The following is a 14,163-nucleotide window of genomic DNA, read 5'->3' as shown; positions in this document are numbered from 1 at the left end:
GCACGGAGGGCCCGATGAGCCGTTACCCGCACCTGCTGAGCCCGCTCGACCTGGGCTTCACCACCCTGCCCAACCGCGTCCTGATGGGTTCCATGCACATCGGCCTGGAAGAGGCCGAGCGCGGCTTCGAGCGGATGGCGGAGTTCTACGCCGCCCGGGCGCGCGGGGGAGTGGGGCTCATCGTCACCGGCGGCATCGCCCCCAACGACGAGGGGCGGCCCTACGAGGGCGGCGCCAAGCTGACCACCGAGGACGAGGCGGCGCAGCACGCCACCGTCACCGCGGCCGTGCACCGCGAGGGCGGGAGGATCGCCCTGCAGATCCTGCACTTCGGCCGCTACGCCTACCACCGCGACCTCGTCGCCCCCAGTCCCCTGAAGGCGCCCATCACCCCCTTCGTGCCCCGCGAGCTCACCGACGCCGACGTCGAGCGCACCGTCGGCGACTACGTGCGCACCGCCCGCCTCGCCCAGCGGGCCGGATACGACGGCGTGGAGATCATGGGCTCCGAGGGCTATCTCATCAACGAGTTCACCGCCGCGCCGACCAACCACCGCACCGACCGCTGGGGCGGCTCCCACGAGAACCGCATGCGCTTCCCGGTCGAGATCGTCCGCCGGGTGCGCGAGGCGGTGGGCGGGAACTTCATCGTCGTCTACCGGCTCTCCATGCTGGACCTGGTGCCCGGCGGCTCCTCCCTGGACGAGGTCGTCCGGCTCGCCCAGGCCGTCGAGGCCGCCGGGGCGACCATCATCAACACCGGCATCGGCTGGCACGAGGCCCGCATCCCCACCATCGCCACCTCCGTGCCGCGCGGCGCCTACACCTGGGTGACGAAGAAGCTGATGGGCGCGGTCTCCGTCCCGCTCGTCACCACCAACCGCATCAACACCCCCGAACTCGCCGAGCGGCTGCTCGCCGACGGCTGCGCCGACATGGTCTCGATGGCCCGCCCGATGCTCGCCGACCCCGAGTTCGTCAACAAGGCCGCGGACGGGCGCCCCGAGGCCATCAACACCTGCATCGGCTGCAACCAGGCGTGCCTGGACCACACCTTCGCCGGACGGATCACCTCCTGCCTGGTCAACCCGCGCGCCTGCCACGAGACGGAGCTGGTGCTCTCACCGACCCGGCGGCGCAGGAGCGTCGCCGTCGTCGGAGCCGGCCCGGCCGGCCTGGCCTGTGCGGTGTCGGCGGCCGAACGCGGTCACCGGGTGACGCTGTTCGAGGCCGCGGGCGAGATCGGAGGCCAGCTCAACGTCGCCCGCAAGGTGCCCGGCAAGCAGGAGTTCGACGAGACGCTGCGCTACTTCCGGCACCAGCTCGACGCGCACGGCGTGGACGTACGGCTGAACACGTGGGCGGGCGCCGACGATCTCGACGGCTACGACGAGGTCGTCGTCGCCACGGGTGTCACCCCGCGCACCCCAGAGATCCCCGGCATCGACCATCCGCGCGTCCTCGGCTACCTGGACGTGCTCCGCGACGGCGCGCCCGTCGGCGACCGGGTGGCGATCCTGGGCGCGGGCGGCATCGGCTTCGACGTCGCCGAGTACCTGACGGACGGCGGCGACAAGGCGAGCGAGGACCCGGCGGCGTTCTTCCGCGCGTGGGGCGTCGACCCGGACTACCGCACGCCCGGCGGGCTCGCCGCGCCCGAGCGGCCCGCACCGCCGCGCACCGTGCACCTGCTGCAGCGCAAGACCGGCAAGGTGGGCGCGGGACTCGGCAGGACCACCGGCTGGATCCACCGCACCGAACTCCGGCACCGTGGCGTCACCATGGTCCCGGGCGTGCGGTACGACCGCATCGACGACTCCGGTCTGCACATCACCGTGGACGGCGCGAGCACCGTCCTGGAGGTGGACACCGTCGTGCTGTGCACCGGGCAGGAGCCGCGCCGCGACCTGTACGAGGAACTGGTCGCCGCGGGGCGCGGCGCCCATCTGATCGGCGGCGCGGACGAGGCCGCCGAGCTGGACGCCAAGCGCGCCGTCAAGCAGGGGACGGAGCTGGCGGCGGCACTGTAGCGGCCGTGATGGACGCGGCGGCCTTCCTTAGGATGACCGCATGTCACTCCCGCACGCGATCCTGACCGCCCTGCTCGAGAAGCCGTCCTCGGGGCTGGAGCTGACGCGCCGCTTCGACAAGTCGATCGGTTACTTCTGGTCGGCGACGCACCAGCAGATCTACCGGGAGCTGGGCAGGCTGGAGGCGGACGGCCTGATCCGCGCCCTGCCGGCCGAGCAGCCGGCCCGTGGGCAGAAGAAGAGCTACGAGGTCCTGCCCGCGGGCCGCGCGGAGCTGGCCCGCTGGACGGCGGCGTCCCAGGAGCCGAAGCCGCACCGGGACGCCCTGCTGCTGCGGCTGCGCGCCGCGGCGGTGGTCGGCACCGACGGTCTGGCGCACGACCTCGGACGTCACCTGGAGCTGCACGAGCGCCAGTTGGCGGAGTACCTGGAGATCGAGAGCCGCGACTTCCCGCCCGGCCGGGACAGCTCCCAGGACCGGCTCCGCCACCTGGTGCTGCGGGCCGGCATCGACCTGGAGACCTTCTGGACCCAGTGGCTCAGGCACGCACTCGGGGAGTTCTCCGAACTGCGCGGCGAGGATCCCTCCTGAGGAGGGACGGCCGGACGGCCGGCCCGTACGCGGGGCGCCCGCGGCCGGGGCCGGCCGTCGGGCTCCGCCGCCGGGAGCCCCGGCGCCGGAGCCGTCGGCCACGTCCACCGACCGGAGCCGTCGACCGCGCTCATGGGCAGCGGTCCCGTGGGGAGGGTCCCGCGGTCGGAGTCCTCGGCGGGTTCCGGCGGCAGGAGCCGTCCGTCAGAGCCGTCCGTCAGAGCCGTCCGTCAGAGCCGTCCGTCAGAGCCGGTACGGCTTCGGGCGGCGGCGCAGTGCCCAGCCGGTGGCGATCATGGCCGTTCCGACCAGTGCCCCGCCCGCGGCCAGCGTGACGCGCCCGTAGTCACCGATGCCCCGGCCCAGACCGCCCAGCACACCGCGGAGCGGCCCGCCGGCGGCGGAGGGCGCCGAGGCGGAAGGGGCGGGGACGACGACGGACTGGGTGCCCGCGGTGATGTTGTCGGCGCACACGACGATCACGGTGTAGGTGCCCGGCCGCACGTTTGGCCAGGCGGCCGACTGGCTGACGGCCGTCCCCGCCAGCGCCGCCCGGCGGCCCTGGGCGAAGGCGGTCTGGCCGTCGCCCAGCAGCGAGGCCGTGCCCCAGACTCCGTCGACCGGGGTGCACGCGCCCGTGGTCACCGACACCGTGGTTCCGTCGGCGCGCACGGAGACGCCCGGTCCCGCGGCGGCCGGTCCTGCGGCGAGCCCGAGCGCGAGGGCGGCGGCCGCCGTGACCGGGCCGGGGCGGAGGAGGGGCTGGGGGTGGGGCATGGGACTCCTCCTCCGGCGGCACGGTCGGCGGACCATCCCGTGTCCCGCCGGAGAGAGGGGATCGCCCGTGCTGCCTCAGGGGCAGCCAACACGCCCCGGCCGCCGGCCGCACCCGCAGCGCGCCCGCTCGGGTGATCCTCGCCGGCCGGGCGGGCCCACCGAGGGGCGGCCGCGCCGGTCTCCCAGGCTCACGGCGGCCCCGGGCCTACGGCTGCCCCGTGATCACCGTGCGCTCGGCCGAGTAGCCGCCCCAGGTGCCGTCCGGCAGCCGGGCCCGCAGGCGCACGCGGTGGCGGACACCGGCCTCCCGGCCCAGGTAGAAGCTGTACGACGCCTTCCCGCGCGGAGCGTCGGCGCCCCAGACGAGGGAGGTGGCCGACTGCCCGTCGAGCTGGATCCGGTACTCCGTCACCACGCCGTCCGTGCGCGGCGCGACCCAGTCGAGGTCGAGGTAGTACGCCCCGTCCGTGCGGTGGGTCGCGGCGTGGAAGGAGGTGGGCGCGGTGCCGCGGCCGTCGTCGGAGCCGGGTGCCGTGGTGAGCCGGACCGGCGCGCTCGCGGGGGAGAGGTTGTCGGCCGCGTCGCGGGCCCGGACGGTGAAGGAGTACCGGGTGCCCGGCCGCAGCCCGGTGACCACGGTCGCCGTCTGGTTCCCGCCCACGCTGTGGATCTTCGCGGCGCCCTGGTAGACGTCGTAGGAGACCACGCGCCGGTCGTCCCTGGCGGGGGACCACGAGAGCTGGACGGCCTGGCTGCCGACCGTCCGGCCGCGCGGGTCGAGCGGGCGGGTCGGGGCCGAGCGGTCCGCCGCCACGGCGGTGGGCGTCGTCGCCCGCGCCTCCCGGCTGCGCGGTCCGAGCCGGCCCTCGGTGTCCCGGGCCCGCACGGTGAAGACGTAGGCGGTCGCGGGGCTGAGCCGGGTGATGTCCGCCATGTGTTCCGACGCCGGCACGTCCTTCACCTTCTCGGCGCCGCGGTACACCTCGTACCCGCGCACGCCCGGTCCCGAGGACACGGCGTTCCACATGACGTGCACACTGGTCGCGCTGCCGGCCGCCGCCGTGACGCCGGTCGGCGCCCCGGGCAGTCCGCTCTCGCCGTCGTCCGTGGTCCCCTGCCCGCAGCCGGCGAGCAGGAGCAGCGCGCCGCACACCGCGACGACACGCCCGGGAACACCGGCCCGGCGGTGAACGGGCACTCGAACGCGTCGCACGAGGCCTGCCTCCCCGTCAACTGCGGTGCGGACGGCCCGGACACCGCTCGAACATTGGTCCGGACCAATATGCCGTCTGGGCGGGAGCGCATCAAGAGGGCGGTGCGGGCCGGCCATTGGTGACCACCGGGGAGAGTTACGTATGCTGAAGCACATCCCGGCCGAACTTGCGTTCAGAAAACGGAAGTTCGCGTCGAGGCGCGGACCGCTGTCGTCGCTGATGCCGCGCCGGCGTGGGCGGCCGGGGGCCCGGCCGGTGCGGCCCGCGGCCCCCGGCCGCCCCGCACGTGTTGCGGGCCATGCGCAGTCCGGTCCCCTAACGTGGGCCACACGATCACATCCACGCCTTATCGGATGAATGTCCGTCACTGTCCCCGAGGAGAGGCTTCCGTACCGTGCGTGTCCAGTCGCTGACACTCGTCGCGGCGAGCGCCGCTCTGCTCGCTCCGACGACCCTGCCCGAACCCCCCGTGCCGTACCGTCCCCGCGAGGAACCGGCGGCGCGGAGTGAGGGCGACGTCCGCGCCGCCGATCTGCTGGCTCTGGTACGTGGCTGCACGCGGGTCTCCCGCGGCCGGTACCGCCCGGACGCCGGGGCCCCCGCCACCATCCCGGTCTGCGGGCTGCCGGGCGCCGTCTTCTGGAAGGCCGACATGGACATCGACTGCGACGGACGGCCCACCCGCCGCTGCAACCGCCGCACCGACCCGCACTTCTGGCCCTCGGCGGCCTACGCGCAGTCCGACGGCCGCCGGCTGAACGCCGAGCACCTGCCCTACATCGTGCTCCCCGCCCCGAGCCGCGTCTGGGACCACCGCGTGCACGGAGTGCGCGGCGGATCGGTCGCGGCCGTCGTCTACCGGGGCCGGGTGCAGTACGCGGTCGTCGGCGACACCGGCCCCCGGACCATCATCGGCGAGGCCTCCTACGCCACCGCCCGGCGCCTGGGCATCCCCGCCGACCCGCGCTGCGGCGGCGCGCGCACGGGCGTGACCTACATCGTCTTCGAGCACTCCCGGGTCAGCCCCATCGAGGACCACCGGGCCGCCGTGGCCGAGGGGGAGCGGCTGGCACGGCGACTCGTGGCCGCCGCGGCGGCGCCGGCCGGCTGAGGACGCGAGGTCGTCGTCGTGCTTCCCCAGGTCGCCTCGTCGCCGGTGGCGGTCACGGCGATGCCGGACGCGAGATCCCACCCCGGGCCCGCGGGCGTGCGCGGGCCCGCCCGGCGGCACGGCGTTGCGACCGGGCATGGCGTTGCGACCGGGCATGGCGTACGGCAGCGCACGGCGCACCCCGGCCGGCGGGCGCACGCGGCGGCACACCGGACGCGGGGGCCCGGCCGGGTCGCACCTTCCGGCGGCCACGCCCTCGCGGTTCCCGCGTGGTCCGGACCTCGTGTCGTGTCCCGTCCGGCTCACCTCTCGCACCCGCCGGGTTCGCCTTCGCCGTGGAGCCCCGGTCCGTCCGGCCCGCGCCTCTCGCCGCGGCCTCCCCCGCCCCCCTCGCGCCCTTCGCCACAGCGGCCCCCGCTCGGCCCCCGTACGGCTCAGGCCTTCCGGTAGCTGTAGGCGTCCGAGGCCGCCGCCGCCACCGCGTCGAGGTCGGCTCCGGTGGCCGCCGTGACGACCGCGGCGACCGCCCCCTCGACGAACGGGGCGTCCACCAGGCGGGTGCCCTCCGGCAGTTCGTCGCCCTCGGCGAGCAGCGCCTTCACGGTGAGCACCGCGCTGCCGAGGTCCATGAGGACGGCGACCCCGGCGCCCTGGTCCACCGACGCGGCCGCGGCGGAGACCAGTTCGGCGCTGGTGCCCAGTCCGCCGTCCGCCCGGCCGCCCGCCGGCGCCACCGGCACCGCCACCGGCGCGCCCGCCAGGCCCTTCGCCAGTTCGGCCACCGACGCGGCCACCGCGGCGCTGTGCGACACCAGAACGATCCCCACCAGCTTGCCGTCGCTCATGTCAGGCCTCCGCCCCTTCGGCCGTCCGGGCGAGGGCCGCGATCAGCAGCGCCGACGAGGTGGCGCCCGGGTCCTGGTGCCCGATGCTGCGCTCGCCCAGATAGCTCGCCCTGCCCTTGCGGGCCTGCATCGGGATCGTCGCCTCGGCCCCCTCCTCGGCCGCGGCGCGCGCAGCCGGGAAGCCGTCGCCGAGCGCGGCCACGGCGGGCGCCAGCGCGTCGACCATGGTCTTGTCGCCCGGCGCCGCGCCGCCCAGCGCCATCACGCCGTCCACGCCCGTCCGCAACGCCTCGGCGAGCTGCGCCTCACTCACCTCGGCGGCGTCGCCCAGCGCCTTGCCGGTGCGGCGCAGCAGCGTCCCGTACAGCGGTCCGGACGCCCCGCCGACCGTCGAGATCAGCTGCCGCCCGGCGAGGATCAGGACACCGCCGGGCGTGTCCGGCGCCTCCTTCTCCAGCACGGCGCGCACGGCCGTGAACCCGCGCTGCAGGTTGCTGCCGTGGTCGGCGTCCCCGATCGGCGAGTCGAGGGCGGTGAGCCGTTCCGCCTCGCGGTCGACGGACACGGCGGTCGCCGTCATCCAACGGCGGAAGAAATCGGCGTCGAGCACTGGATCTCCCTTGCGTGATAGGTACGGTTCAGGACCTGCCGCCGGTTCACACGCCCCAACGCAGTCCCGGTGTGTTCACCGGCGCGTCCCACAGCCGCAGCAGCTCCTCGTCGATCTGGCACAGCGTGACCGAGGCGCCCGCCATGTCGAGGGAGGTGACGTAGTCGCCGACCAGCGTGCGGGCGACGGCCACCCCGCGCTCGGCCAGCACCCGGTGCACCTCGGCGTTGAAGCCGTACAGCTCCAGGAGCGGGGTCGCGCCCATGCCGTTCACCAGGAGCAGCACCGGGTTGCGCGGGTTGAGGTCCTCCAGGATCGCGTTGACCGCGAAGTCGGCGATCTCACCCGACGTCATCATCGGCCGCCGCTCGCGGCCCGGCTCGCCGTGGATGCCGATGCCCAGCTCCAGTTCGCCGGCCGGCAGGTCGAAGGTGGGGCTGCCCTTGGCCGGGGTGGTGCAGGGGCTCAGCGCGACGCCGAAACTGCGGGAGTTCTCGTTGACCTGCCGGGCGATCGCCTCCACGCGCTCCAGCGGCTGCCCCTCGTCGGCCGCCGCACCCGCGATCTTCTCCACGAACAGGGTGGCGCCGGTGCCGCGCCGCCCGGCCGTGTACAGACTGTCGGTCACCGCGACGTCATCGTTGACCAGCACCTTGGCGACCTGGATGCCCTCGTCCTCGGCGAGTTCGGCGGCCATGTCGAAGTTGAGCACGTCACCGGTGTAGTTCTTCACGACGAACAGCACGCCCGCCCCGCTGTCCACGGCCGCCGCGGCCCGCACCATCTGGTCGGGCACCGGCGAGGTGAACACCTCGCCCGGGCACGCCGCCGACAGCATCCCGGGTCCCACGAAGCCGCCGTGCAGCGGCTCGTGACCGGAGCCGCCGCCGGAGACCAGGGCGACCCTCCCCGCCACGGGAGCGTCCCGCCGCACGACCACCCGGTTCTCCACGTCGATCATCAGTTCGGGATGGGCGGCGGCCATACCGCGCAGGGCGTCCGCGACGACGGTCTCGGCAACGTTGATGAGCATCCTCATGGGTACCTCCCGGTGAGACTAGCAGGCATGGTTCCAACCTGCTTTCCTGCTGGTCGGAATGGGTAAGGGTGGTGTTCGACGTAGGCGGTCCACGGCGGGCGGAAGCGGTCTGGGAGCGGTGACGCCGGCTGAGTGCCGCCTTTCTTGACGAGACGTCAGGTAGGTGGGGCGGCCGGACGCGACGCGACCGGAGCGCTCCTACCGGCAGTATCGACCTTGCGGCAGCGAAGGTCACGTGTGGCGACCGCGCGGGCGCACCGGGGGCGGATCCCCGCGAGCCGGGCGATCGGGCTCGAGCGCCCCGGTGCCGGGGGGCGGACGGTCGGTCACGAGTGCGGGCGGCCGGCCGGGTACGGGCGTCTCCCGCCGCGCGCGGACGAGGCTTCCGCACCGCGTCGTGGCCAGGCCAGGGCGGGCCAGGGTCCCGTCGGTGGGGTCGGAGCGCGAGGGGGACCAGCACTCCACGGCGGCACCGCCCGTCGGAGGCGGTCCGGTGCGGCGGCCGGACCGTGGGGCCGCCGGGGCCCGGCCGGACGCCGGCGGGCGGTGGGGCGCGCCGTCGACGCCGTCGACGCCGTGGCGCGGTGGCCGGTCAGGTCACGGGTACGACCTCGAACCCGCCTCGGCCGTCGAACCGTACGGCGTACACGGCGTCGAAGCCGTCCGTGGTGGCCGGGCGGCGCAGCCGGCCGAGTGTCGCGTGGACGCCGACCTCCGGAACCCGGGCCCGGCCCGTGCGCACCGCGTTGCGGCGCAGGGAGCCGGCCAGGTCCGGCGGGAACCAGTAGGCGACGACGGTGGCGCCGTGGGCGCGTCCGGCGGCCACCAGGGGGCGCCACTCCTCGGGGGAGGGATTGGTGTTGTCGACGGCCACCGAACGGCCCGCGGCCAGTGCCTCCCGGACGAGCCGCATCTGCCGGGCCTGCTTGCCGCGGGCGCCGCGCGGGAAGAGGTCCTTGCCCACCAGGTCGAAGCGGCCGGCGAGGCGCGCCTCGCAGAAGGCGGACTTGCCCGACGCCTGCAAACCGACCAGAACGGCCAGCTCGGGCACGGTTCAGCCCTCGGCCCGCTGCTCCGTGAAGCTCCAGGCGTACTGCAGCCAGTCCGCCAGGGTCACGGCGCCGAGCCCGGCGCTCACCAGGCGGGCGGCCCTGGGCGCGCAGGCGTAACCGCCGACCAGGGCGCCGGCCACCCACACCGAACTGCAGAAGGGGCAGGACACCAGGTCGCCGACGGCCCGCCGCATCCCCTCGCCCCGGGGTTCCTCCATCACCTCGCCCGCCGGGATCTCCTCGGTGCGGCGGGTGAAGGGGGCGCGCAGGAAGCTGGTGACCTTGTCCTTGGTCAGCAGCCGGGACGCCTTGAACGTCGCCGCGCCCAGCAGGGCCACGTCCCACGGCGGAACCCGGTCCGGCAGCCGTACTCCACACCGCCGGGCCGTCGTGGCGAACAGCGCCGCGCCCGCGGCGAAGGTCGCGGCCAGTGCCGCGTACCCGGCCAGGGGCACCTCGTCCCGGTCGTCGTAGGACCGTTCTCCGGCCGCCATGGAAGCCTCCCTCGCGTAATGCCGGCCCGAACGCGCGGGCCTGTCGTCGTGCCGGCCCCGAGTGCCCCGTCCGGCCCCGGGCCACACGCCCCGGCCGGTGCCCGCGCCGCGCGTACGACCGCCTGGCACCGGGGCCGCACGGGTTCGGCCGGCGCCCGCGCCGCGGGCACGACGGCGGGCACAGGTGGACGACCGGCCGGCGGGCTACTCGCCCGGGCGCCCGCCGAAGGGCTCCTCCGGTCGCGTGTCGCCGGCCTCCTGCGCGGGCCGGCCGGCGGGCGCCTCGTACACCGGTTCCCGGTGTTCCAGCAGGTGGCCGGCCCGGTCGCAGAAGAGGTGCCCGACCAGCGCGCCGCCGTGCACGACGAAGCCCGCGCCGACCAGCCAGGACTCCACCACCAGGATGGTGCCGATGGAGCCGTAGCCGACCGCGTTGGTGACGAGGAGCGGGGTGAGGACCAGGTACGAGAAGGCCCGCAGGCCCACCAGGCCGGCCATGGTGGCGACGGCGCCGGGCAGCAACAGCCGGGGGCGCACCTGACCACCGAGGAGGAAGTGCGGGCCCCACCAGAAGAACAGCACGCCGATCACGACGCTCATCACCATGCGGTAGTTGCCGGCGAGCACGGCGCGGGTCTGCACCTGGACGTACAGGTACACCGTCAGCACGCACAGCCAGACGGCCTGCCGCCAGATCCGGTGCCACGGTCCGGCCGGCAGCCGCCACACCCGCTCGTAGCCGTTCTGCACGCTGGCGGCGAAGGAGAGCCCGAAGACCGCGAGCAGCACCCCGCCCAGGACGCTGGTGGCGCCGACCACCTTGCGGGGCGGGTTGAAGACCTCGGAGAGCACCTCGGCGGATCTGCCGGACAGGTCCATACCGTCCACCAGCCACAGCGCGAACCCGCCGTGGTTGAGGGGGTCCGCCGCCGCCACGACGATCAGCAGCGGAGCCAGGGTGACCAGGGCGAGGGTGGAGAACCCCAGGCCCCTGTGCATCAGTTCGAGCCGCCTGCCACGGTGGTACAGCTCGACCGGCCACGAAGGGCGCGTCGTCGGGCGTGACATGGCGACGGCGCCTCCTTCCCGGACCCGGGGCAGCGGACGCGCGGGCGCGCTCCGGCCGTCACGACACCATCATCGCGAGCCCGCCGGTCCGGCGCAGCACGACAGGCCGCGCGCCCGGCGGCCCGGCGGCGATCTCCGCGGGCGCCCACGGCCCATGTCGGTGGACGGCAGGGCCGGGCAGCGGCCGGGTCGGGCGCCGGCGCGACGGACGGGCCCGGGGCCCGTGACGGGCCCCGACGCGGCGGGCCACCTCGGCCGACGCGACGGCACCGGCGCACGGGTGCCGTGCGCCGGTGCCGAAAACCGGGTGTGACGGAGCTCTATGTTCGGTCGCCCTTCGGCTTGCCCCGCTGGTCGGGGGTGCCGTGCGGCGGTGGGCTGGACGGCTGCGGCGAGGTCGCGGGGGTCACCGGGGAGCCCGCGTGTCCCTCGCCCTGCTCGGGGCGGATCGCCGTCGGGTCGCCCTGGGTGGGCCGCCCGCCCGCCTGCAACTGGTCCAGACGGGCGGTCAGCACCTGTGCCACCGGCAGCCGGTCGGCGTGGGTGCGCTCGTAGGCGAGCAGTTCCTCGACCTCCGCCGCGGTCAGCGAGCGCACCCTGCTCTCCAGGGCGCCGAGCGGCAGGTGGTCGTAGTCGGGCAGGGGCAGGGTGCTGCGGCCGGGGTCGTCGGCCATGGATCTCACTTCCCTCCGTACGCCGGCCCCACCCGCGGGCGGGAGGGTGCCGGTCAGTGTCCGCCGGGCCCGCCGCTGCCGAACGAGCCGCTGCCGCCCTCGTTCCAGCGGGGGCGCGCCTGCCCGGCGCTCGTGCGGGATCCCAGGTTGCCGTGCGCGTTCAGCCGGTGCGGCGTCAGCCGGTCGCTGCTGCGGGGCACCTCGTCGGGCTCGCGGTTCTCCAGGACCTCGCCGACCGGACCCGAGTCCGGCAGCCGGGGCTGGTCCTCCGGACGAGGCGGCGCGCTCTCGCGCCGGCGGACGCGCATGCCCAGCCAGAAGGCGCCGATCAGCAGTGCCACCAGGATCAGGCCGATGACGAACGGCCAGATGCCGATCGCGGCCCCGTGGGCCGCGGCGATGTCCAGCGATGCGTTGCTCATGGAACGCGGGTACCCCTGGTCTCCGCCGCGAACCGGCTCACTCGGCCGGCGTCCGCCCGCGCGGTGACGGCCGCCCGCGGTTCACTCGGACCGCGCCTGCCGGGTCCTCGAACGGTTGGCCTTGCGGATCGCGTCCAGCAGTTCACCCTTGGACATGCGCGAACGCCCCTCGATGCCGAGCCGCTTCGCCGTGTCGTACAGGTGTTCCTTGGACGCGTTCTCGTCGACGCCCTCGCCGCTTCGTCCGCCCTGCCCGCGGGGCCGCGCCGACCGCGGGTCGGAGGGGCCCTTGCGGCCGCCCTCCTTGCGTTCCCAGTGGTCGCCGACCTTCTCGTACATGTGCTTCAACGCGCCGTACGCCACCCGGTGCGCCCGCTCGCCCTCGCCGTAGGTCTCGACGGCCGAGTCGTGGGCCTTGATCCAGGTGTGCTGGGCGTCCTCGCAGGAGCGCTCCAGCGTCGACGGCAGCTCCTGTCGTCCGGGCACGGATCCACCTCCCGTGGTACGTCCTCCCATGGGCCGCCCGAGTGCCCCGCGCGGACGGCGGAAAACGGCCGGAACCCTTGGGAGCACCGGGTTTGGTGGGTGTGGCACCGGCTACCCGACCGATGTGACTTCGACATCTACGACACCAACGACGACTTCGCAACAGGAGCTCATACAGTTCCTGGAGGACCGTTTCGCCTGTGCGCAGGCGTGTACGGAGTGCGCGCGGGCCTGCGCGCTGCGCGCCAGCCTGGTGGATCCGGGCGGCGGCGAGGAGCAGGAACTGCTGCGACGCAAGGGGATCATGTGCGCGGAGGTCTGCGACGCGACCTGCCGGGTGCTGTCCGAGCAGAACAGCCAGGACGAGGCCGGCATCCGCGCCCAGCTGGAGTGGTGCCGCGGCGTCTGTCTGGAGGCCGCGCACGTCTTCGACCGGCACCCGGGCGCCGAGCAGACCGCGGACGCCTGCCGGACCTGCGCCAAGGCATGCGGCGAGTTCATCGCGACCCTGGACTGACACCGGCGGACCGGCTCCCGCACCGGCCTGGGGCTGCCGCGGGCACGGCGCTAGCCTGCCGGGATGGAGACCATACGCACGGGTGATCCCGGGCTCTTCGGGCCCGACTCGGTGACCTGGCAGATGCACGGCGACCCCATGATGTGGATCGCCGGTGTCCGGGCGCTGTACCTACAGGCCCTGCACCCGCGCGCGGTGCGCGGGGTGATGGAGAACTCCGACTTCCGGCGCGACGCCTGGGGGCGGCTGATGCGCACCGCCGGCTTCGTCGGGACGACGACGTACGGCACGACACAGGCCGCCGAGCGGGCGGGCGCGCGCGTGCGCGGGATCCACCGCGCGCTGTCGGCCACCGACCCGCGTACGGGGGAACGGTACGGGATCGACGCGCCCGAACTGCTGCTGTGGGTGCACTGCGCGGAGATCGACTCCTATCTGCACGTGCTGCGCCGCTCCGGCTTCCCGCTGACCGACGCCCAGGCCGACCGATATGTCGCCGAACAGCGCGAGAGCGCCCGCCTGGTCGGCCTCGACCCCGCCGCCGTGCCCGCGAGCCGCTCCGAGCTGGCCGCCTGCTTCGAGGCGGTGCGCCCCGAACTCGCCGCCGGAGCCGACGCGCGCGAGGTGGACGACTTCCTGCTCCGTCCGCCGGCGCACCCGCTGCTCGTCCCGGCGCGCGAGGTGCTGTGGCGGCGGGTGGCGCAACTGGCGTACGCCTCCCTGCCCCCGTACGCCCACGAGCTGTACGGCAGACCGGCTCCCGCACCCGCCGTCGTCACCCGCCGGCTGAGGGCCACCGGCACCCTGCTGCGCATGGTTCCGGCGCGTCTGCGCTGGCAGCTCCCGCCCAAACACATCCTGCGGGCGATGGCCAGGCTCGGCCCCCAGGCGCGTCCCGCACCGTACAAAGCCGCTCGATAGCACGCGACACCGCGCGAGGGCCCGCCCCGCGCACCGGACCGGCCACGGGCTCACCGCCGGGCGGCCCCCGAGCGCCGGGCCCCGGCCCGCCAGGGCGGGGCGTACGGCGACTGGCGGCGGGGCGTGAGGCGACTTGGCGACGGAGGGTGCGGCGACGGCCGGCGGGACCCGGCCCGCGAAGGGCGGGGCGTACGGCCACGACCGTCACGTCGAGCAGGCTCATGAAACCGGTCGCCAGGGCGACCCACACGGCCTTCCAACGCCTGGGACAACGGGTGCCCGCCGGCTCCGCCCGGCCGCGTGTCCCGGTG

At 75.0% G+C, this 14,163-nt stretch carries 16 protein-coding genes; 5 read left to right on the top strand and 11 right to left on the bottom strand.

The window, feature by feature from the left end:
- Nucleotides 1–14 precede the first annotated feature (14 nt).
- Both ACF061_RS22340 and ACF061_RS22335 read left to right on the top strand, forming a co-directional pair.
- Nucleotides 15–2,030, top strand: coding sequence for an FAD-dependent oxidoreductase (locus tag ACF061_RS22340; RefSeq protein WP_392268684.1), 2,016 nt, complete (start codon nucleotides 15–17; stop codon nucleotides 2,028–2,030).
- Nucleotides 2,031–2,070: 40 nt separating this feature from the next.
- Nucleotides 2,071–2,622: a PadR family transcriptional regulator gene (locus ACF061_RS22335; protein ID WP_392268683.1), complete on the top strand. Its 552-nt coding sequence runs from the start codon at nucleotides 2,071–2,073 to the stop codon at nucleotides 2,620–2,622.
- Nucleotides 2,623–2,865: 243 nt separating this feature from the next.
- On the opposite strand, the gene ACF061_RS22330 is transcribed toward ACF061_RS22335, so the two are convergent.
- Both ACF061_RS22330 and ACF061_RS22325 read right to left on the bottom strand, forming a co-directional pair.
- Nucleotides 2,866–3,399: a hypothetical protein gene (locus ACF061_RS22330; protein ID WP_392268682.1), complete on the bottom strand. Its 534-nt coding sequence runs from the start codon at nucleotides 3,397–3,399 to the stop codon at nucleotides 2,866–2,868.
- 205 nt (nucleotides 3,400–3,604) lie between these two features.
- On the bottom strand, nucleotides 3,605–4,612 hold the full coding sequence (locus ACF061_RS22325; RefSeq protein ID WP_392268681.1) for a fibronectin type III domain-containing protein: 1,008 nt from the start codon (nucleotides 4,610–4,612) through the stop codon (nucleotides 3,605–3,607).
- A 395-nt stretch (nucleotides 4,613–5,007) separates the two neighbouring features.
- Between ACF061_RS22325 and ACF061_RS22320 the strand changes: the two genes are divergently transcribed.
- Nucleotides 5,008–5,724, top strand: coding sequence for a glycoside hydrolase family 75 protein (locus ACF061_RS22320; protein WP_392268680.1), 717 nt, complete (start codon nucleotides 5,008–5,010; stop codon nucleotides 5,722–5,724).
- Between the two features lie 434 nt (nucleotides 5,725–6,158).
- Here the strand turns inward: ACF061_RS22320 and ACF061_RS22315 are convergent, their stop codons facing one another.
- The 9 genes from ACF061_RS22315 to ACF061_RS22275 form a co-directional block, all read right to left on the bottom strand.
- On the bottom strand, nucleotides 6,159–6,569 hold the full coding sequence (locus tag ACF061_RS22315) for a PTS-dependent dihydroxyacetone kinase phosphotransferase subunit DhaM (RefSeq protein ID WP_392268679.1): 411 nt from the start codon (nucleotides 6,567–6,569) through the stop codon (nucleotides 6,159–6,161).
- Nucleotide 6,570: 1 nt separating this feature from the next.
- Nucleotides 6,571–7,179 carry a dihydroxyacetone kinase subunit DhaL gene (dhaL, locus tag ACF061_RS22310; protein ID WP_392268678.1) on the bottom strand — a complete coding sequence of 203 codons (609 nt, stop codon included), beginning with the start codon at nucleotides 7,177–7,179 and terminating at the stop codon, nucleotides 6,571–6,573.
- Between the two features lie 46 nt (nucleotides 7,180–7,225).
- On the bottom strand, nucleotides 7,226–8,218 hold the full coding sequence (gene dhaK / locus ACF061_RS22305) for a dihydroxyacetone kinase subunit DhaK (protein WP_392268677.1): 993 nt from the start codon (nucleotides 8,216–8,218) through the stop codon (nucleotides 7,226–7,228).
- 592 nt (nucleotides 8,219–8,810) lie between these two features.
- Nucleotides 8,811–9,269 (bottom strand): AAA family ATPase, encoded by a 459-nt coding sequence (locus ACF061_RS22300; protein WP_392268676.1) that lies wholly within the window; start codon nucleotides 9,267–9,269, stop codon nucleotides 8,811–8,813.
- Between the two features lie 3 nt (nucleotides 9,270–9,272).
- A complete protein-coding gene (locus ACF061_RS22295) occupies nucleotides 9,273–9,764 on the bottom strand; it encodes a DUF1360 domain-containing protein (RefSeq protein WP_392268675.1) in 492 nt (163 codons plus the stop codon).
- Nucleotides 9,765–9,968: 204 nt separating this feature from the next.
- Nucleotides 9,969–10,832 carry a ribonuclease BN gene (locus tag ACF061_RS22290; protein ID WP_392268674.1) on the bottom strand — a complete coding sequence of 288 codons (864 nt, stop codon included), beginning with the start codon at nucleotides 10,830–10,832 and terminating at the stop codon, nucleotides 9,969–9,971.
- Between the two features lie 320 nt (nucleotides 10,833–11,152).
- Nucleotides 11,153–11,506 (bottom strand): hypothetical protein, encoded by a 354-nt coding sequence (locus ACF061_RS22285; protein WP_392268673.1) that lies wholly within the window; start codon nucleotides 11,504–11,506, stop codon nucleotides 11,153–11,155.
- A 53-nt stretch (nucleotides 11,507–11,559) separates the two neighbouring features.
- Nucleotides 11,560–11,928, bottom strand: a complete 369-nt coding sequence (locus ACF061_RS22280) for a DUF6479 family protein (RefSeq protein WP_392268672.1) — start codon at nucleotides 11,926–11,928, stop codon at nucleotides 11,560–11,562.
- 81 nt (nucleotides 11,929–12,009) lie between these two features.
- Complete coding sequence (locus ACF061_RS22275) at nucleotides 12,010–12,414, bottom strand: ChaB family protein (protein WP_392268671.1); 405 nt, start codon at nucleotides 12,412–12,414, stop codon at nucleotides 12,010–12,012.
- Nucleotides 12,415–12,538: 124 nt separating this feature from the next.
- Between ACF061_RS22275 and ACF061_RS22270 the strand changes: the two genes are divergently transcribed.
- Nucleotides 12,539–12,931, top strand: coding sequence for a ferredoxin (locus ACF061_RS22270; RefSeq protein ID WP_392268670.1), 393 nt, complete (start codon nucleotides 12,539–12,541; stop codon nucleotides 12,929–12,931).
- Between the two features lie 63 nt (nucleotides 12,932–12,994).
- The gene (locus ACF061_RS22265) at nucleotides 12,995–13,852 is read left to right on the top strand and encodes an oxygenase MpaB family protein (RefSeq protein WP_392268669.1); all 858 of its coding nucleotides are present in this window, start codon (nucleotides 12,995–12,997) and stop codon (nucleotides 13,850–13,852) included.
- The last annotated feature ends 311 nt before the right edge of the window (nucleotides 13,853–14,163 follow it).

Source organism: Streptomyces sp. NPDC015220 (assembly GCF_043079345.1).
Lineage (GTDB): Bacteria > Actinomycetota > Actinomycetes > Streptomycetales > Streptomycetaceae > Streptomyces.
This window is presented reverse-complemented; position numbering and strand designations above follow the sequence as displayed.

Bases quoted from the DNA above. Each gene is read 5' to 3' on its own strand.
- ACF061_RS22340 (WP_392268684.1), top strand. From the start codon at position 15: ATGAGCCGTTACCCGCACCTGCTGAGCCCGCTCGACCTGGGCTTCACC.
- ACF061_RS22335 (WP_392268683.1), top strand. From the start codon at position 2,071: ATGTCACTCCCGCACGCGATCCTGACCGCCCTGCTCGAGAAGCCGTCC.
- ACF061_RS22330 (WP_392268682.1), bottom strand. From the start codon at position 3,399: ATGCCCCACCCCCAGCCCCTCCTCCGCCCCGGCCCGGTCACGGCGGCC.
- ACF061_RS22315 (WP_392268679.1), bottom strand. From the start codon at position 6,569: ATGAGCGACGGCAAGCTGGTGGGGATCGTTCTGGTGTCGCACAGCGCC.
- dhaK (WP_392268677.1), bottom strand. From the start codon at position 8,218: ATGAGGATGCTCATCAACGTTGCCGAGACCGTCGTCGCGGACGCCCTG.
- ACF061_RS22295 (WP_392268675.1), bottom strand. From the start codon at position 9,764: ATGGCGGCCGGAGAACGGTCCTACGACGACCGGGACGAGGTGCCCCTG.
- ACF061_RS22290 (WP_392268674.1), bottom strand. From the start codon at position 10,832: ATGTCACGCCCGACGACGCGCCCTTCGTGGCCGGTCGAGCTGTACCAC.
- ACF061_RS22285 (WP_392268673.1), bottom strand. From the start codon at position 11,506: ATGGCCGACGACCCCGGCCGCAGCACCCTGCCCCTGCCCGACTACGAC.
- ACF061_RS22280 (WP_392268672.1), bottom strand. From the start codon at position 11,928: ATGAGCAACGCATCGCTGGACATCGCCGCGGCCCACGGGGCCGCGATC.
- ACF061_RS22265 (WP_392268669.1), top strand. From the start codon at position 12,995: ATGGAGACCATACGCACGGGTGATCCCGGGCTCTTCGGGCCCGACTCG.